Origin of the sequence: Cognatundibacterium squillarum, assembly GCF_014652435.1 — a bacterium.
In the GTDB taxonomy this organism is placed as follows: Bacteria; Pseudomonadota; Gammaproteobacteria; order Burkholderiales; family Burkholderiaceae_D; genus Undibacterium; species Undibacterium squillarum.
Window position 1 is genome coordinate 126,267 of sequence record NZ_BMYU01000002.1, and the last position, 17,454, is coordinate 143,720.

General features: G+C 45.4%; 17 protein-coding genes. 12 read left to right on the forward strand and 5 right to left on the reverse strand.

Features of this window, described 5'->3' with window-relative positions:
• Positions 1 to 3: 3 nt before the first annotated feature.
• Entirely contained in the window at positions 4 to 669 is a 666-nt protein-coding gene (locus IE092_RS04840) for a response regulator transcription factor (RefSeq protein WP_189355908.1), read from the reverse strand.
• A 259-nt stretch (positions 670 to 928) separates the two neighbouring features.
• Between IE092_RS04840 and IE092_RS04845 the strand changes: the two genes are divergently transcribed.
• The 3 genes from IE092_RS04845 to IE092_RS04855 all read left to right on the forward strand — a co-directional run bounded on the left by IE092_RS04845 (position 929) and on the right by IE092_RS04855 (position 4,958).
• A complete protein-coding gene (locus IE092_RS04845; protein WP_189355909.1) occupies positions 929 to 2,224 on the forward strand; it encodes a hypothetical protein in 1,296 nt (431 codons plus the stop codon).
• A gap of 79 nt (positions 2,225 to 2,303) precedes the next feature.
• Positions 2,304 to 3,572 carry a PKD domain-containing protein gene (locus tag IE092_RS04850; RefSeq protein WP_189355910.1) on the forward strand — a complete coding sequence of 423 codons (1,269 nt, stop codon included), beginning with the start codon at positions 2,304 to 2,306 and terminating at the stop codon, positions 3,570 to 3,572.
• Positions 3,573 to 3,920: 348 nt separating this feature from the next.
• Entirely contained in the window at positions 3,921 to 4,958 is a 1,038-nt protein-coding gene (locus tag IE092_RS04855; RefSeq protein WP_229793078.1) for an asparaginase, read from the forward strand.
• A 177-nt stretch (positions 4,959 to 5,135) separates the two neighbouring features.
• Here the strand turns inward: IE092_RS04855 and IE092_RS04860 are convergent, their stop codons facing one another.
• On the reverse strand, positions 5,136 to 5,489 hold the full coding sequence (locus IE092_RS04860; protein WP_189355912.1) for a hypothetical protein: 354 nt from the start codon (positions 5,487 to 5,489) through the stop codon (positions 5,136 to 5,138).
• 402 nt (positions 5,490 to 5,891) lie between these two features.
• A complete protein-coding gene (locus IE092_RS04865) occupies positions 5,892 to 6,665 on the reverse strand; it encodes an alpha/beta fold hydrolase (RefSeq protein WP_189355913.1) in 774 nt (257 codons plus the stop codon).
• Positions 6,666 to 6,910: 245 nt separating this feature from the next.
• On the opposite strand from IE092_RS04865, the gene IE092_RS04870 reads away from it, so the two are divergent.
• The 9 genes from IE092_RS04870 to IE092_RS04910 all read left to right on the forward strand — a co-directional run bounded on the left by IE092_RS04870 (position 6,911) and on the right by IE092_RS04910 (position 15,123).
• Positions 6,911 to 7,051, forward strand: coding sequence for a hypothetical protein (locus tag IE092_RS04870; protein WP_189355914.1), 141 nt, complete (start codon positions 6,911 to 6,913; stop codon positions 7,049 to 7,051).
• A 787-nt stretch (positions 7,052 to 7,838) separates the two neighbouring features.
• The gene (locus IE092_RS04875) at positions 7,839 to 8,534 is read left to right on the forward strand and encodes an ABC transporter ATP-binding protein (protein WP_189356326.1); all 696 of its coding nucleotides are present in this window, start codon (positions 7,839 to 7,841) and stop codon (positions 8,532 to 8,534) included.
• Positions 8,531 to 9,925, forward strand: a complete 1,395-nt coding sequence (locus IE092_RS04880; protein ID WP_189355915.1) for an ABC transporter permease — start codon at positions 8,531 to 8,533, stop codon at positions 9,923 to 9,925. Before IE092_RS04875 ends, IE092_RS04880 begins: the two co-directional genes overlap by 4 nt.
• A gap of 25 nt (positions 9,926 to 9,950) precedes the next feature.
• Positions 9,951 to 10,736: an outer membrane lipoprotein-sorting protein gene (locus tag IE092_RS04885; RefSeq protein WP_373295319.1), complete on the forward strand. Its 786-nt coding sequence runs from the start codon at positions 9,951 to 9,953 to the stop codon at positions 10,734 to 10,736.
• A 4-nt stretch (positions 10,737 to 10,740) separates the two neighbouring features.
• Positions 10,741 to 12,039, forward strand: coding sequence for a hypothetical protein (locus IE092_RS04890; protein WP_189355916.1), 1,299 nt, complete (start codon positions 10,741 to 10,743; stop codon positions 12,037 to 12,039).
• 113 nt (positions 12,040 to 12,152) lie between these two features.
• The gene (locus IE092_RS04895; RefSeq protein ID WP_189355917.1) at positions 12,153 to 12,356 is read left to right on the forward strand and encodes a hypothetical protein; all 204 of its coding nucleotides are present in this window, start codon (positions 12,153 to 12,155) and stop codon (positions 12,354 to 12,356) included.
• Positions 12,353 to 12,706, forward strand: coding sequence for a hypothetical protein (locus tag IE092_RS04900; RefSeq protein WP_189355918.1), 354 nt, complete (start codon positions 12,353 to 12,355; stop codon positions 12,704 to 12,706). Before IE092_RS04895 ends, IE092_RS04900 begins: the two co-directional genes overlap by 4 nt.
• Entirely contained in the window at positions 12,696 to 13,748 is a 1,053-nt protein-coding gene (locus IE092_RS04905; RefSeq protein WP_189355919.1) for a sulfotransferase, read from the forward strand. Before IE092_RS04900 ends, IE092_RS04905 begins: the two co-directional genes overlap by 11 nt.
• 100 nt (positions 13,749 to 13,848) lie before the next feature.
• Positions 13,849 to 15,123, forward strand: coding sequence for an arylsulfotransferase family protein (locus IE092_RS04910; protein ID WP_189355920.1), 1,275 nt, complete (start codon positions 13,849 to 13,851; stop codon positions 15,121 to 15,123).
• Between the two features lie 149 nt (positions 15,124 to 15,272).
• On the opposite strand, the gene IE092_RS04915 is transcribed toward IE092_RS04910, so the two are convergent.
• Both IE092_RS04915 and IE092_RS04920 read right to left on the reverse strand, forming a co-directional pair.
• Entirely contained in the window at positions 15,273 to 16,265 is a 993-nt protein-coding gene (locus IE092_RS04915; RefSeq protein WP_189355921.1) for an NAD-dependent epimerase/dehydratase family protein, read from the reverse strand.
• Positions 16,255 to 17,364, reverse strand: a complete 1,110-nt coding sequence (locus tag IE092_RS04920; RefSeq protein ID WP_308427106.1) for a Wzz/FepE/Etk N-terminal domain-containing protein — start codon at positions 17,362 to 17,364, stop codon at positions 16,255 to 16,257. Before IE092_RS04920 ends, IE092_RS04915 begins: the two co-directional genes overlap by 11 nt.
• Positions 17,365 to 17,454 lie beyond the last annotated feature (90 nt).

Below are 17,454 nucleotides of genomic sequence, written 5' to 3' on the forward strand. Positions count from 1 at the left end.
AACTCAGAGTAATCCCAACCGTGCTGCGGTGTTAATTGCCTGCGTACGTGAATTGACGTAAAGCTTGCTGTAAATACTTTTAACATGATGGCGGACAGTATTCAGACTGATATGCAGATTGGCAGCGACTTCGCTGTAGGTATGGCCGATGGCGAGGTCTTTCAGAATTTCCAGTTCTTTACCGGTCAGATCATTCGGTGTCGGTACGCTCACCGGTTCGTTACCGGACAACGGTGCAGGACTGGCGTACTGACGCAGTTGTTTGAGGACGCGGCGGGCGATCTGAGGCGACATCGGCGAGCCGCCATTCAGTAAATCCTGCAGATGCTCTGCCAGATCATCGTCGCCCTGGCCTTTCAGTAAATACCCGGATGCGCCTGCTTCTACACAGCGAATCACATTTTCCTCATCACCGAATACCGAAATAATCAAAATCTGACATGCCGGCTGACGTTGCAGCGTAAACGGGATCAGATCTATACCGGCACCATCGGGTAATCCCAGGTCCAGCAGTAAGACATCAATGGCATGTTCGCGAATCTGTTGCATCGCATCTGCCAGCCTGCTGCAGGCGAAAGCACACTGCCAGCCAGTATGTTCACTGATGGCCTTGCTGAAGCGGGTGAGGGTGCGTGGATTGTCTTCGACGATCCCGATTTTGACGTCCATAAGCATCACGAATTGAAAATTTGTGAACTGAACCGGCAGTGAGTAGCAGTAAACGTGCTGGAAGATCACATCATATACACAGAACTTCACATCTTTACCACATTTTCATGTGATTTCAATGCGCCCTGCATTTTATAAGATGTTGTCGAAATGTATAAGAAATCATTTTGATAAAACAATCCGGTGCTCTGCTGAGTATTCTGCTGCAGAAGTCAACATCAGACAGTACCGGAATCCCTCTTATGAAACAGGATCTCCGATGAAACATTCAGAAGTGCAGACGCGCAGTAAGAAATTACCCGCCGCCTTATGCCTTGCGGTATCAGGCGGTTTATTGATGTGCACCGCTCCGGTATATGCACAAAGCTTGTTTGGCAAGCTGGTTGAACAAGCGGTGCAAAAAGTTGCCCAGCCTTCCGCCAGCGGTGGTTTACAGCAAAATACGCTCAGTGCATCCGATAAGAAGCAGCTTGAAGAAGATAAAGCAGACGGCATGCTGGATCAGAAAAACGTTAAGTCTGATAAGCGTGGTATCAGTGGCATTTACTTCGCAAATGTCCCGATGGGTGGCGTTTCCCTGAATCAGGCAGGTGCATTTGCCGTTGGGAAATTCCTTGTCGAATACGATGATGCAACCGGAGTTGCAACAATCTGGACGCGCCACAGTTACGAAGCGACTGATCCGGCAAAGCTGGTGCCGAAAGCACAGTTCAGCCGGACTTCAACATATAAAGACCGCAATCTGCGCGCCTTGCAAACGACCACGCATTTCTTGCTGAGAGAGGGAAATCCGGCGTCGCGCCAGCATTTTTTGTACGGGCAAATGAGCTATAAAACGGATCTGCAAGGCAATCTCGTTCCTGAAAAGTTACTGCCAACCGGTCTGGAAAGCTTTTTGGAACTCGAACCCGGCGTTTTATATGTCGGGTCTGCTCCGTATGCAGGAGATAAAACCAATCCCGACGGACACAACTTATTGCGCCAGGGCATTGTACTGCCAATGTTGGTAAAAGCAGGAAAAGAAGATGCTGCAAAGGCATGGACTGCAGAAAGAATTATTAAGCAATACAGGATCGCCGATGCAGCGTTTGATACCGCGCTGGAAAATACTGCTGCGACAGCGGATCCGAATCTTGCTTTGCGTGAACCATCGTCTGAACTGCCGACAAAAGCAGAAATGGAAGCCGCAAAGAATCAATGGAATATTCTGATCAGGACGCAAGCTGTCGGTGGAACACAGTCTGGCCGGACATTTAAACTGGTGTACACCTATCCTGCAACATCATTCGAAAACCAGCATAAAAAACAATGGGTTAACAATACATACGCGGACACCGTTGTATCGCGCAGTCGTGTGTATGTTGCGGTCTTTCAGGATCAGGATAGTAAATACTGGACGAACCGTTTCTATCTGGTTGAAAAAGCACCACCCGGTGTGTTTTTTGCTGAACGCTGGGCAGGCAATTACGAATATGCATTACCTGCCAGTGCAATTCCGCTGGCGATAGAAAAGTCTGCGGCACTGAAATATCAGTCCTCTGCAAAAACTAAATAAATCAGATTCGCAATTTCTCTCTTGCTGGCAAGGCGCATCTGCTTGCCGGTACGGGATTCCTTACTCTCCGGAGAAAAACATGAAACGTAGTAATCAATTGATTTCACTGATGTTCATCACAGCGGCAGTACTCAGTGGTTGTGGTGGTTCCTCTTCGACAGACAGCGCCGGAACTGTTCCCGGCCCCAAAGTAAATACAGCACCGGTAGCAAATGCCGGAAAAGCACAGAGCGTTTACACAGGCAGTTTAGTAACGCTGGATGCGACAAGCAGTACCGATGTGGACGGTGATACCCTCAAATACACCTGGAAATTGACCAGCCGTCCGGCGAAAAGTAATGCCTACCTATCCTCGTTGACAGATGCACGTCCGACATTCACCGCCGACGAAACAGGAAATTATGTGTTCACTCTGGTTGTCAACGACGGTAAGGTGGACAGTGCACCGGCGACTGTGACTGTCGCTGCGACGGTTAAGAACATTATTCCGGTTGCAGATGCAGGCAAGGCGCAGAGCGTCGTCACCGGAAAACCGGTAACACTGGATGGAAGTCAGAGTTATGACGGCAACGGTGATACCATTACTTATAAGTGGAGCCTCAGTACAGTACCAGCCGGTAGCAAAGCAAGTCTCTCGTCTGCAAGCGCGATGAATCCGACATTTACCCCGGATATCGACGGAAATTATATTGCGACGCTTATTGTGAATGACGGGCAGTCAGACAGCGCGGCAGCTACTGTGACAGTGACTTCTGCAACCGTCAATTCTCCGCCGGTTGCTTTGACCGGAACAGGTCAGACAGTAACACCGGGAACGCAAGTAACACTGGATGGTAGCGGTAGCTATGATCCGAATGGCGATTCGCTGACGTACAAATGGACGCTGAGCGTACCAGAGTTCAGTAAAGCAAGCCTGTCGGCGAATAATGTGGCTCGCCCCGTACTGAAAACAGATGTCGTTGGGCCTTATATCGCGACGCTGGTTGTGAATGACGGAAAAGTAGATAGCCAGCCAGCATCGGTATCTATTATTGCGAAGTCAGCAAATAACGCGCCGGTGGCAAAGATTACACCAATTGGCAATGGTTTTTGGGAAGCTGGCCGCGAAGCACTTGTCGATGGAACAGCAAGCTATGATGTTGATGGTGACCGGTTAAGTTATAACTGGACATTGGTTACCGTACCTGCCGGCAGTAAAGCTGTGTTCACGGGACTTGCTACAGTTCCGCGCACAACGTTCAGTGTGGATTTGCCGGGCACTTACACGGCACGCCTGATTGTGAATGATGGCACAGTGAACAGCGCACCGGTCGAAATCACCGTGACGGCGGTTACCGTAGCGAAGTAATTTTCCCTGTTTTGCAGAGACCCCGGCATCGTCCGGGGTTTTTTTGTCTCATTTTTGCTTTTTTCCGCATATTTATGCGCCCGGATACTGGTGCTCAATACAGGTGATGAAAAAAATCTCTCAGGCGCTATTCCGTTCGCTGTCATAGCAGCGCGGTCGCATTTTTCAGGCTCTGTTCTGAAGTTTTGGTAATTTTTTTCTTTAACAGGAAAATTTATTTTCGTCGTTTTACGTGTTTTCCGACATTTTGCCGGAAGCGGTAGCGCTTCTACACTGCGTCATCTGAAAAAATTATTGTGAGGAGACAAGCAGATGAAACGAATGACAGCAGGTTTGCGCAAATGCGGGATGCTGGTGATTGCACTGAGCTTCAGTGCGCTGGCGATGGCACAGCAAAAACCGCAAGTGGTGATTCTGGCGACCGGCGGTACGATTGCAGGCGCCGGTGCGGATGCGACCAACAGCGCAACCTATCAGGCTGCCAAAGTACCGGTGGATAAACTGATTGCCGGTATTCCGCAACTGAACGATATCGCCAGCGTACGCGGCGAACAAGTGTTTCAGGTAGCTTCAGAAAGTCTGCGCAATGACAATCTGCTGACGCTGGGCAAACGCGTTTCTGAACTGGCGAAGCGCGATGATGTGGACGGTATCGTGATTACGCATGGCACCGATACCACGGAAGAAACCGCGTATTTCTTAAATCTGGTAGTGCATACCGACAAACCGATTGTGGTGGTGGCTTCTATGCGTCCGGGTACGGCGATGTCTGCAGACGGTACGCTGAATCTGTTCAACGCGGTCAGCGTGGCTGGTAATAAAGAATCCCGTTCCCGTGGTGTGCTGGTAGTGATGAACGATGAAATCAACAGCGCACGTGATGTGAGCAAAATGATCAACATCCGTCCGGATGCGTTCAAAAGCCCGTGGGGCGCGCTGGGAATGATTGTGGAAGGTAAGAGCTACTGGTTCCGCCGCCTCGACAAACGTCATACCAATGCTTCTGAATTTGATATTGATAAAATAAAATCCCTGCCTTTAGTCGAAATTGCATATGCAGGCGGCAATGTGAACGACACGGCTTACCGCGCATTTGCACAGGCTGGCGCGAAAGCGATTATCCATGCCGGTCCGGGCAATGGTTCTGTTGCAGGCCCGCTGGTTCCGGTACTGCAGGATATTCATAAGCAAGGTATTCAGATTATCCGTTCTTCGCATGTGAATGCCGGTGGCTTTGTACTGCGCAATGCAGAACAGCCGGACGACAAATACGACTGGATCGTGGCGCATGATCTGAACCCGCAAAAAGCGCGCATTCTGGCCAGCGTGGCACTGGCAACGACGAATAACACCAAAGAGTTGCAACGCATTTTTTGGCAATACTAATGATTGTCTGAAGCAGGAACGAGCGTTGCAGTGGTGCTGCAACGTGGTAGTGGAGAGTACCGGTTTCCCCTCGTGGACGGCACGTCAGGCCGTCACTCCGGTTTGGCAAGCGTGGCAAAGGCAACGCTTGCCTTTTTTTATGGTGCGGACAATCTGCGTCCGGCTTCAGGTAGCAAATCAGGCTGAGTAACGGGTGCGGAGCAACTGTATCAGTTCCAGAATCACCGCAATGCCGTCATCCAGCACCGAAATGCATTGCGCAAATAATTCCAGATTGTGCCGTTGTTCGGTGGTGATCGCGACGGTATCCCAGTACAGCAACTGTTCATGCAGCAGCGTCGGCAAATCCGCCATTTCGCTGTAGATGCGCCGCAGCCGCGCCAGCGAGACTTCATCCAGCGTTTCCTGACTTTGCCGCAGTTTTTGCAGCGTGGTGATTTGTTCCTGCAGAAATTGCAGCTGACGTGAAATCGCTTCGAGCAGGGCAGGCAGGCGGGAAATCGGTTGCAGCTGAGAGGGTGGGTGGTTCATGTGCGGCTCTCGAAACGAAGGTAACGGGTGTTACCTTCTTTCATCTTAGGCCGCTTTCTTGCAAAAAACAGATTTTTCTGATGAACAGTAGTATTAAGGTGAGGATTTTGAATAGGGATCAAAAAATCAAAGGATTTACCTGAAAAACCTTGCATAAAAAGCTGTTTACGATGGTTTTTTGCCGGTATTCCGGCCGGATTTTTGTTCCAAAGGTGAGGACTTTGAATATCTGAAAATAAAAAAAACGGGCTGTGCGGCCCGTTTTTTGATGTTTTCAGTGCGGAATGCGGTGTTCAGCACAGCGATCCGGCGGTCGTCGGCAGAAAGTCCGGGCCTCAGAAAATGCCGGATGACGATCTCTGCACAAATCTCCGTCGATGCCGCGCGATTTTCACTGGGCGATTACGCCAGCGCCGCCATGAAATTGCTCAGCATGGTCAGTACTTGCTGTTCGGCTTCGCGGTGCGGCACATGGTGGATACCCGCCATCAGCTCCAGTTGCGCAGATCCGCTGACGCCATCGGCGATACGTTTTGCCTGCGCAGTCGTCCCGTATTCATCCAGCTCACCGTGGATCACCAGCGTCGGGCACTTCACTGAAGGCAGAACCGGATCCAGTGACCAGTTATCGAAGGCGGCGCCCAGCCAGGTATCGATCCACGCGCTCAGTACCCACGCGGTTTTTTCGCCGTGATAACGGGCTAAACGCTTGAATTGCTCAGGATCTGCAAACAATTGCTGCGCTTCCAGAATACCGGCGCGGGTGATCGGCTCCAGCACGGACTGCGCCGATTCGGTGATCAGACCAACGCAGCGATCAGGGTACGCGGCTGCGACATTCACCGCCATTTCGCCGCCAACGCTGTGGCCCATCACGATGAACTGGTTGATTTCCTTGGCTATCAGCAATTCTGCAAACACGGTTTGCGCTTCTGCTTCGATGAAATCGTCACCGATATAGCCATTGCGCGGTGCGGAATGGCCGAAACCGGCGCGGTCATACGCGATCACGCGGCGGCGCGTGGCCTGAGCCAGTAAGCCGGGAAACTGACGCCACAACTGTATACAACCGAGCGAATCATGCAGCAGCACAACCGGTGCCAGTGTGGAAAGCGTATGGGTGTCTTGCCAGACTTTGACCGCGATCTGGCCGTACGGAGTTTTGATGTGTTGCAAGGGGTTATTCCGGAAGAAAACAAAGTGAATCCGCAGTCAGCACAGCAAAGTGCGGGGGAAGGGCGGATGCAGAAAGGCCGCCATTTTAACTGAAATCAGCATTTTTTCTGCGATGCAGCATGAGGAGCAGGCAAGCAAGGCGCTCAAAAATCACTGAAGGTGAGAACTTTGAATAAGGAAAGTAAAAATCCGGCAGATTTTTTTCAAAGGTGAGGAATTTTAATAGCTGACGCTGAAAAAGTCCGGTGAAATCCCGCTACAGCCATGCAGAAATCGTCATCCGGCATTTTCTGAAGCTCGGACTTTCTGCCGACGACCGCCTGATTGCTGTGCTGAAACCCGCATTTCAGGCCAAAACGCCCGTTTTTGAAGCCTGTATGGCGTGATCAGACAGAAGAAAATCACCGCCAGTGCAGCAAGGTGAGGATTTTGAATAGGAAAAATAAAAAATCCTGCTTTGACGCACCCAGTTAAGAAACAATCCGCCGCGTGTTTAGGCGTGGATACGCGAACTTACGCCGGAATTCGGTGTGTATCACGATCTGTTTCAATTCGGCAGTGCGCAAACTTCCGCAACGATGCCGACGAAAAGCCTGATTTTCAGCACATTTTTCACTTTGCCATATTCGAATTTCTCACCTTTGCAAAAATCAGCGCTGTTCGGGCGACAAAATCCGCACCTGTGAAAAAACGTACTGCTGCGTGTGTCCAGTATCCGGAAATTCTGTGCGGATATTGGCTGTTTCCGTCACTTAATCTGCATTATTTTGCGAAGGTGAGGAAAAAGAATAGCTTCGTATAGGGTATTTTTTAAAAGGTGAGGATTTTGAATAAGCGGATGCGTATTCCGCAAATCCAACAAAAAAGTTATTTAAAAAACCATGAAAAGCAGCAAGAACAGCCAGAAATGCTGGATTTTGTTGCTAACTAAGCATCGAAAATGTAGTGTTCGGCGTCTGTTGCAGTCGTGTTTCTTTACGGAAGGTGAGAAAAAAGAATAGATTTTCGAAAAAATTTTTATTCAGGTGAGGGTTTTGAATAGGTATTTTGTGAAAATCGCGACAAAAATACGCCTGAATGTCGTAACGGTACAATTTTGCAGCGCACTGTTTCGGTAGCATGCCGTGCAATTGCTCCGGTTCGCCGGGCGTATTTTTCAGGAGAGATGCTGTGATGTATCCCGTTCGCTTAAAAGATGTCGGCAAGACTTATCACATGGATGCGGTCAGTGTGCCCGCACTCAGCCAGATTACCCTCGACGTTCGTCCCGGTCGTTTTACCGTATTGTCCGGCCCTTCCGGCAGCGGCAAAACCACGCTGCTGAACCTGATTGGCTGCCTCGACCGGCCCGACAGCGGCAATATAGAAATCGCCGGTATTGATGTGCGCAGCATGAATGATGATCAGCTTTCCGATTTCCGCGCCCGTCACATCGGTTTTATTTTTCAGAATTTCAATTTACTGCCGGTGCTCACGGCGTTTGAAAACGTGGAATACCCGCTGATACTGGCCGGCGTGCCAGCCGCAGAACGCAAACAGCGCACCGAAGCTTTGCTGGAAGATGTGGGGCTGAGTAATCGCCGGAATAATTTGCCGGGACAGCTTTCCGGCGGGCAGCGTCAGCGGGTTGCGATTGCGCGCGCACTCGCCATCGGCCCGCGTCTGGTGCTGGCAGACGAGCCGACCGCCAATCTGGACAGCCAGACCGGTGCAGAAGTGATTGCACTGATGCGTCGTTTGCAGCGCGAACGCGATGTCAGCTTTGTGTTTTCCTCGCATGATCCGCAAATTCAGGCGGAAGCAGATGACGTTGTCTTTATCCGCGACGGAAAAATTGTCGGTACAGAACAAAGAGAGGTGAAAGCATGAATACCCTGATGCTGGCAATTCGTAACTTGTTGCGCAATCGTCGCCGTTCGCTGACGACGATCTTAACGATGGTGGTGGGGCTGACGGCAATTTTGCTGTTCGGCGGTTATCGCTCCAATATTCTGTACGGTTCGCTGACCGGTTTTGTGCAATACACCGGCCATCTGCAAATTCAGCACAAAGGCTATTTTATTGATGGTGGCGATAATCCGACTGCTTACGGTATCCACGATTATCAACAGATTATTCAGACGCTGAAAGATGATCCGGCATTAAAAGATCAATTGTTTCTGATCACACCGAATTTACGTCTGGGTGGTCTGGCGGGGAATTTCTCTGCCGGTGTTTCGCGCTCGGTGCTGGCAGAAGGTCTGGTGCCTGCAGAGCGGAATGCGATGATGCAATGGAATCAGTACGGCGTAAAAAGCTATGCACTGCCGATTCCACTGGAAGGCAAGGGCAATGATGCCGTGGTGGTTGGTACGGGTGTCGCACGTAAACTGAAGTTGTGTAGTTTACTTTCTGAGCATGATTGCATTCCTGCGGTCAGCAAAGCTAGGCAGGATGCGGGGCAAGTGCCGGATGATATTGCCGCGCTGTCGATGGCAGAAGGCGAACAAAAACCTGTGACACCGGCTTCAGAAAACCGTATCGAAGTGCTGGCAGCAACTGCCGGTGGTGCGCCGAACGTTGCCAGTCTGAATGTGATCAAAGCCAATAATATGGGCATCAAAGCGCTGGACGATGTGTATATGGCGATGCATCTGGAACAGGCGCAGCGGCTGATCTACGGCAACCAGCCGGGGCAGGTCACGGCGATCATGATTCAGCTGCAAAAAACGGAGCAGGTCGCGGCGGCACAAGCACGCATCACGGAACTGCTGAAACAGAAATTCCCGCAGCAGGAACTGGATGTGCTCGACTACGATACGCTGAACCCGATGTATAAACAGACCAATCAGTTCATGGATTCCATGTTCAGTTTTATCGCGATGCTGATTGCAGTGATTGTGCTGTTCACGATTGGTAATACGATGGGAACGGCGGTAGTGGAACGCACCAATGAAATCGGAACCCTGCGTGCCATCGGCTTACGCCGCAGCGGTATCCGCCGCCTGTTTTTATGCGAAGCGCTGTTGCTCGGTGTGATTGGTTCTGTCCTCGGTGCGATCTCCGCTTTGATTCTGGCCTACATGATTAATCACAGTGGCTGGACATGGAATCCGCCCGGTTATTCGTATGCGTATCTGATTCTGGTACGGGTAGGGCAGGATATTCCGCTGCTGGCTGGCAGTGTGCTGAGTATGATCGCTGTCACACTGTTATCTGCATGGCTGCCCGCAAACCGCGCGGCGAAGTTTGAAATTGTGGATGCGCTGCGCCATGTCTGATCATGTATTGTTCACGGAGAATGTGATGAAGGTGTTTTCTCAGTATCGTCGGAAGTTTATGGTGTTGGCTGCAGCGATTGCCATCAGCCCCGCTGGTTATGCCATGTCGCCGCAGGAAATTCTGGCCGCCAGCGATGCGATTCGTAATCCGGACTTTCCGTTTGGTTTAACCAATACGCTGGTGGAATACCGTAAAGGCAAGGAAACGGAATCCAGTACGCTGGCGATTTATTCCAAAGCCGATCCGAAAGGCGGACAGTTCCGTTCGCTGGTGCGCTATGTCGCACCGGCACGCGATGCGAACAAGCTGATTTTATTCAGCGGCAAAGATATGTGGTTCTTTGATCCGTCCAGCAAAGCCAGTATCCGCCTGTCACCACAGCAACGCTTGCTCGGGCAGGCTTCCAATGGCGACGTGGTCACGGTGAATTTCGCCAAGGATTATCAGGCAGTCAGCGCTACTGAGGAAGATACGCAGGATGGTGAGCGTCAGACCCGCCACGCCTACAAACTGGAACTGAACGCCAGCGGCGACGGCGCGGCATATCACCGGATTCTGATGTGGGTGGATAAAACCAGTATGCGTCCGGTGAAATCCCGTTTTTATGCGGAAAGCGGCAAATTACTGAAAACGGCCTACTACCGCCGCTATCAACCGATATTTGGTGTCGAACGTCCGACAGAAACCGTGATTATTGATGGTCTGGAAAGCGACTGGGTCACCGTGATGCGCTATTCCGACTGGGTAAAACGCGATGTGCCGGAAACCTGGTTGCAACGCGATTATCTGCCTCGTTTTAAACCGGAATAAGTCTATGCGAACCCATCGTCCCGCCAAACCTGTTCGCAGTAAGCTGCCTGTATTGCTGATGCTCTTACTGTCAGTGAACGCTTATGCCAGACCGGATGATCCCGAACTGGAAGCGCTGACGCTGGCAGATAATATGCAAAAGAAGCCCGAAAAAGCCAGCGACTGGCGGGCTTTTGCTGAAGTTGCCAGCGGTTACTCACGCTTGCGGGATGGCGGCGATGAAAATAGCCAGCGTCTTTCTGTCGATGTCCAGTTCGATAAAACCCTGACGCCAGCCTGGCGCTTGTTTTTCTCTGATCGCGTGGATATCAGCTTGCCAGCCACGAGTAACGGCGACCGCGCAATCAATACACTGAAAGAAGCCGGTGTCAGCTGGAAACCCGCAGAAAATACCCTGCTGGATGCAGGCAGAATCAATGCCCGCTACGGCATTGCTCTCGGCTATAACCCGACCGACTTCTTCAAAAGCTACGCGGTGCGCTCTGCGGTATCGGTCGATCCGGCCAGCCTCAGAGAAAACCGGCAGGGCAGTGTGATGTTGCGCGCTCAGCAGCTGTGGGACAGTGGTTCGCTGACGCTGATAGCATCACCACGACTGGCAGATTTACAGATGCAATCCGGATGGAATCCGAATATTGGTGCAACTAATCACAATGACCGCTATTTACTGGCAGTCAGCCAGAAAGTCGGCGATTTCACGCCGCAGGGAATTATTTTTCAGGAAAAAGGACAGAAGCCGCGCTTCGGACTGAATCTCAGTCATTTACTGAACGACGCGACGGTTTTCAATCTGGAATGGTCGGGCGGCTACGCACCTAAACAAACGGATGCCGCATTTGCCGCCTACAATCCGGCATTCCACACCGGCGAACAGCAATGGCAACAACAGATCGCAAGCGGCATCAGCTACACCACCAGCAATAAACTGACGCTGACAGCAGAAGCCCACTACAACAGCGCCGCACCGGACAACCAAACTTGGCAGCAACTGCAAACCGGCCCCTTGCCATCCTATTTGTTGTACCGCGCATACAGCCAGCAAACCCAGAACCTCACCACCCGCCGCCAGCTATTCCTGCACGCCACCTGGCAAGACGCCATCATCCCCCATCTCGACCTCAGCACCATGATCACCCACATCCCCGAAGACCGCAGCCGCCGCTACTGGGTGGAGGCGCGGTTTAACAAAGCCCAATGGGAAATTGCGTTGCAAGTTCAACTAAACCAAGGTAGTAAGTACTCGGTCTTTGGGGCTGCTACAACGAAGAACGACATTCAGTTACTTTACAGACGTTTTATGTAACAGTCTCATTCAGGCTGCTGCTAAACCAAATTTTTCAAATACACTGTGTAAAAGGACGTTATAATTCAATAATATAAATATATTACAATGTGGCAACATTAGGAGGAAAAGTAATGAAGTTTCAACATACCGCTTTTATGCTTCTTATTACGATTGTATTGTTTTCCACAAATGCTTATGGCTATGTGGGGCCGGGTATGGGAGTCGGCGCCATAGCAAGTGTCTTAGGAATTATTGTAGGATTTTTTATTCTGTTAATTGGAGCAGTCTGGTACCCATTCAAAAAGCTTATAAAAAAACTTAGAGGAAAAAAATGAGCTTTTTTTTAGGGTTAGTGTGTATAAGTGTCACGATATTTTTATCGTATCATTTATTTTCAATTAACAGGTTGAAAATTGTTTTTGCTAGAAATGCTATAGTAATTAATGAATTTCGACAGTTAAAAACTGATGATGAGAAACAGATATATCTGAAGAGAGTTGGAATTTGTATGATCAAAGATTCTGCGGATTATGCAATTCGATTTTTATTTGTTTCATTTGTATATTTTATTCCAATATTTATCTATCAGTGGGATTTGGCTGAAATCATGTTTTATTCCATTGCGACAGCAATGTTTTTTTTATTTTTTTATAAATATCGTAAAATTATGAAAAATGAAGAATGAAAACTCTTACTCTTTAATCGAAAAAGCGCTGCATTATTTGGCACTAGACTTTAAATTTACCAGAGAGTTTGCATTTGATTTGGAGTGTGATTTTTTTTTAAAAAAAAATAAAAAAATTGTAGAGATGTATTATGACGAAAGATCCATACATGTCTGTGGACTTGCTCGGTCTGGTACTACCTTGTTACTTAATTTATTGTATGGTACAGGGCAATTTTATTCACTTTCATATCGAAATATGCCTTTTGTAATGTCACCAAATTTTTGGAAATTAATATCAAATAACTTTAGAATTAAAGGTGAGTTAAAAGAAAGGGCGCACGGCGACGGAATGCTGATAAATTTTGATAGTGTTGAAGCATTTGAGGAAATTTTTTGGTCAACTTTTTGTAAGGTAGATAAAAATAACAAAATTGCCTATGACATAAAAAGTCCTGACAAAGAAATTTTAGATAAATTTTCAAATTTTAAAAAAAATCTATTCTTGTCAAATTTCACATCAAATCGCTTAAGATATTTATCTAAAAATAATAATAATTGCATAAGAATTAATGAGATTCTTTCAGATAGTAGCAGCGTAGTACTGTTAGTGTATCGAAATCCAATGGAGACCGCTAAATCCCTTTTGAGAATGCATGAAAATTTCTTGGATAAAAATTCATCGAAATTTGATAATAAATATTTTGAATGGTTAGGCCATCACGAGTTTGGTATAAATCAGAAACCATTTATCTTAAATGGAAGGCGATTTAATAGTCAGTATGAAAAAAAAGATGTCCGGTATTGGTGTGAGTATTGGTATTTTTTTTATAAAAACACAGTTCAAAATATATTAAATAAAGATAATTTGTATCTATTTGATTACGATAAATTGTGCAGCAATCCTAAAGAGCAACTGACGAAACTATCCGTTGTTAGTGATTCTGACGTGAAGAATGTTGATTTACATATTAATTCAAATATTTTCACATCAAGTAGCTGTGGATTTGATGAAATAGATAGATTCTATGACTACTTAACTGATCATGAAAAAAACATATAAAATTTTGTACTTATTTTTTTTGATATTTTTTTTATATTTATTAAATACCATTTTATGGTGCTACTTAACTAGGTCAGTAATTCTTGAAGATGAAAGATATGTGCCGAATTTTCTTTCCGACAAAATTTTATTCTTAAGTAATTTTCCTCATGAAATTAATCAATTTTATCGCGAGCTCAAATATTGGGCAAGTGGTGACCCAGCAAGATTGATTAAGGAAAAAAGAATTATAGAAGATAATAAAATTCAAAGTAGCTTCCCTAATAAAGAAGATTCAGGTTATTTGTTGTTTTCAGGACTAGATTCAATTGAAAAAAAATCGGTAGTAAAATTAATAAAAATTTCAGATGGGAAAGAGGTTATTAAATGGTCCCCTGATTGGAATTTAATATTAAAGAAATCATCTCAGAAAAAATTTTCTGATTACGTAACATTGGAGTCCGCGAGAGCAGTTCATCCTATACTGCTTGATAACGGAGATATCATATTTAGTGCAGTCACTGCGCTGGTTAAAATGAGTCCATGTTCTTCTGAACCCATATGGCTTACAGATCAAATTGTCCACCATTCAGTTGAAATCGATGACGAAGGAAACATATGGGCACCCTCGGTAGATGATTTTACATGGGATGGACTTCAGAAATTAAAGAATAGTATTCGTGACGATGCAATAGCTAAATTTTCCAAAGATGGAAAATTAATAAAAAAAATATCGATAATGAAAATATTATACGATAACAATTTATTAGCGTTAGCTCTCGGTTCGAATGGTTATGGCCTAAACCCTGATCCGATCCATCTGAATCAAATATCAATTGCACCTTCTGATACGCGGCACTGGCAGAAAGGAGATTTGCTAATTTCAGCGCGTCATTTAAGCACAGTTTTTTTATATCGGCCAAATACAAATAAAATAACATGGTACAAAACAGGGCCGTGGCTGTATCAACATTCAGCCAAATTTGTTGATGATCAGAAAATATCTATTTTTAGTAATAATATTGTTAGTATTAAAAAAGGTGTGCAGGGATTTTTACGGGAAGAAGATATCAATAGAGTCTTTTTATATGATTTTGACACTAATAAAGTCAGTGAGCCTTATGAGAATCTATTAAAAAAGGATAGACCTAGAACGATTACGCAAGGAAGAGCAGAGATACTAAACGATGGAGGTTTATTTCTAGAGGATACTGAAGCTGGACGCTATCTAAGATACAGTAAAGACAAACTAATGTGGTCAAAAATAAATTATTACGACAACAACCACGTTGGCAATATTGCATGGGGGCGTTATATTTATGGAGCGGATGGTGAGAGGATCATAAAAATTGCAACCAGTCGTTGCAATTCACAAGAATTAATCAATGTGAAGTAAATTTCAAGAATATTTTTACGAAATTTTAATGTTATAAATTGGTATTTCGGAAAAATTCACTTATTCCTAAAAACTTTTTAGGAATAAGTGAATAATGAAGCTAGTTTTCAGAAAAACATGAACCTTTAGAGGGCCATTAATGTGGAAGGTTATTCTGAATAAAATAACTGCTCATTTGCGTGATCTTCTAAGAATTCATACTTTACTGTTCTATTCAGTCCATCTGACAGACTAACACTTGGTTTAAATCCGGTTTCTGATACGCTAGTGGAAAATTTAGAATCAGAGCAGAATTTTTTTACTCTGATGGAACTAATTGGAAATTTTTTTGTTGTTATTATTGAGGCAAAATCGAAGATTTTCCCGATCGCATAACCAACTGAGTATGGCATTCTGATCCCAACTTTGTTACCTCTGCCAAGTGTATTTTTAACTACTGACACTAATTCATTCATATTAAAATCCGGCTTGTCAATATAATTGTATATATGTAAGCCAGCAGGAAAAGAAACTGAATGAGTAATAAAATCAGCGATATTCTGAACATATGCCATTGATTTTGAGTTTCTTCCATTCCCAATCATGACAAATTTTCCAGATGCGATTTGTTTTAGCAAGTTATATACATTGCCACGATTTTGCTCCCCGAAAATAACAGTTGGTCGAATAATGACCAAACACCGTTCATCGGGTTTTTCACTTTGCCATTTTCTAAAAACCTGCTCCGCAGCGTATTTTGTTTTTCCATATTCATTGAATGGATTAATTGCACCATTTTCGTCTGTATCTTGTGGTGCGAAGCCATAAACAGCAACTGAGCTTGTAAAAATAATCTTTGTAATATTTTTTTCTCGCGCGACATGGCAAATATTTTCTGCGCCGGTGACATTAACATCATGGTAAAGGCTTTTGGGAGTCACATCATCTCGGTGTTCCGCAGCAAGATTAATAATCACTGAACCGTAATCAATAGCACTATTTAAGGCAGTTACATCTCTGACATCCGCAACAGTGGATAATTCAGGGAATGACTTGCTTGTAACCTTATCGACAATCGAAAATGAATGAACATTTTTCGCTTTAATGCTTTTACACAGGCGAGTACCAACAAAACCACTACCACCAATTACATTAATCTTCATTGAATTTCCTAAAAGTAAGTATATTCAGTTTTTTTGCCTGAAAGAGAATTGACGATAATAATCCGAAAACCATGAACCCAAATGCGAAAATCATTCGCTTTGGCTTATCTTTTGTGTCTGGTACTACTGCAGTGTCAAGCGTTTGGATTAAAGGATAATCTTTAGCCTCATCTAATTTTGCAGCCTCGTATTGTTTTGAAATCAACTCAAATAGAGACTGATAATATTTTAAATCCCGTATTTTTTGGACATTGGTTGAAACTATTTCACCATCTGGCTTTGTTGCTATTGACTGATGAGAACCATTTTCCAATTTGTCAAGTTCTGTCCGAAGACTGATGATCTCCTGGTTTAATCGCTTATATTCATTATTATTTTGAGTTACGAAGGGCGCGATAGATTTGAGCTGAACTTCCTTTGCAGTGATTACTGCACGCAATTTGGCAGTAGTTTCAATAATACTTTTTGCTTGTATATCTACACTCATTAAGCCTGTCTTTTCAACGTTGGCCGAAATATCACGTTCTAATGCCAGAATTTTTTCCTTCGTTAAATTCACTTGCTTTTCCAAAAAAGATCTGCGTTTTGACGCATCAGAGATCGCAAGCTCACCCGTTAAAATAATTAATTCGTCAACAAATGCAGTCGCAATTTTTGCGGCTATTTCAGGATCATGGTCCCAAACATCGATTGATATTATGCCATCTTTCCCAGCTGCAATAGAGCTATTCTGCTCTAAAATTTTACGAGCAGAAGACATTAATTTTTGATTGTATCGCTCCTTTAAATTAAAGCGACTAATTATTTTATCTGAGATAGCGCGACTTTTAAGGATTCCGATATATAAGTCATTAGGATTTTTTAGGCCTAACATTGAACTTCCTCCCCCGGCGACAGATCCTAGCTGACCAATGAGCATCGATGCCGAAGATTGGCTTTGTTGCGGAGGTAGTATTTTTATGTTTGATTTATACTCAGGTGCTATTAAATAGCTAGTGCCGACCCCCATTATACTGAATATAATCGAAGGAAGTATAATTTTTGGTAAAAACAATTTTATAATAAATGCATAGTTTTTTGGTTTGTTAAATGTAAGCAATTTATTCTCACTATTTTTTGGGTGCTAAAAATAATTATTAATTGTTTTTTTTGAATCTATTGAAATTATAATTTTATTTTTACATGTAGT

Excerpts from the sequence above, each read along its gene's own strand:
- IE092_RS04845 (WP_189355909.1), top strand. The coding sequence starts at position 929 with ATGAAACATTCAGAAGTGCAGACGCGCAGTAAGAAATTACCCGCCGCC.
- IE092_RS04855 (WP_229793078.1), top strand. The coding sequence starts at position 3,921 with ATGCTGGTGATTGCACTGAGCTTCAGTGCGCTGGCGATGGCACAGCAA.
- IE092_RS04840 (WP_189355908.1), bottom strand. The coding sequence starts at position 669 with ATGGACGTCAAAATCGGGATCGTCGAAGACAATCCACGCACCCTCACC.
- IE092_RS04895 (WP_189355917.1), top strand. The coding sequence starts at position 12,153 with ATGAAGTTTCAACATACCGCTTTTATGCTTCTTATTACGATTGTATTG.
- IE092_RS04890 (WP_189355916.1), top strand. The coding sequence starts at position 10,741 with ATGCGAACCCATCGTCCCGCCAAACCTGTTCGCAGTAAGCTGCCTGTA.
- IE092_RS04880 (WP_189355915.1), top strand. The coding sequence starts at position 8,531 with ATGAATACCCTGATGCTGGCAATTCGTAACTTGTTGCGCAATCGTCGC.
- IE092_RS04915 (WP_189355921.1), bottom strand. The coding sequence starts at position 16,265 with ATGAAGATTAATGTAATTGGTGGTAGTGGTTTTGTTGGTACTCGCCTG.
- IE092_RS04885 (WP_373295319.1), top strand. The coding sequence starts at position 9,951 with ATGAAGGTGTTTTCTCAGTATCGTCGGAAGTTTATGGTGTTGGCTGCA.
- IE092_RS04875 (WP_189356326.1), top strand. The coding sequence starts at position 7,839 with ATGTATCCCGTTCGCTTAAAAGATGTCGGCAAGACTTATCACATGGAT.
- IE092_RS04905 (WP_189355919.1), top strand. The coding sequence starts at position 12,696 with ATGAAGAATGAAAACTCTTACTCTTTAATCGAAAAAGCGCTGCATTAT.
- IE092_RS04860 (WP_189355912.1), bottom strand. The coding sequence starts at position 5,489 with ATGAACCACCCACCCTCTCAGCTGCAACCGATTTCCCGCCTGCCTGCC.
- IE092_RS04850 (WP_189355910.1), top strand. The coding sequence starts at position 2,304 with ATGAAACGTAGTAATCAATTGATTTCACTGATGTTCATCACAGCGGCA.
- IE092_RS04900 (WP_189355918.1), top strand. The coding sequence starts at position 12,353 with ATGAGCTTTTTTTTAGGGTTAGTGTGTATAAGTGTCACGATATTTTTA.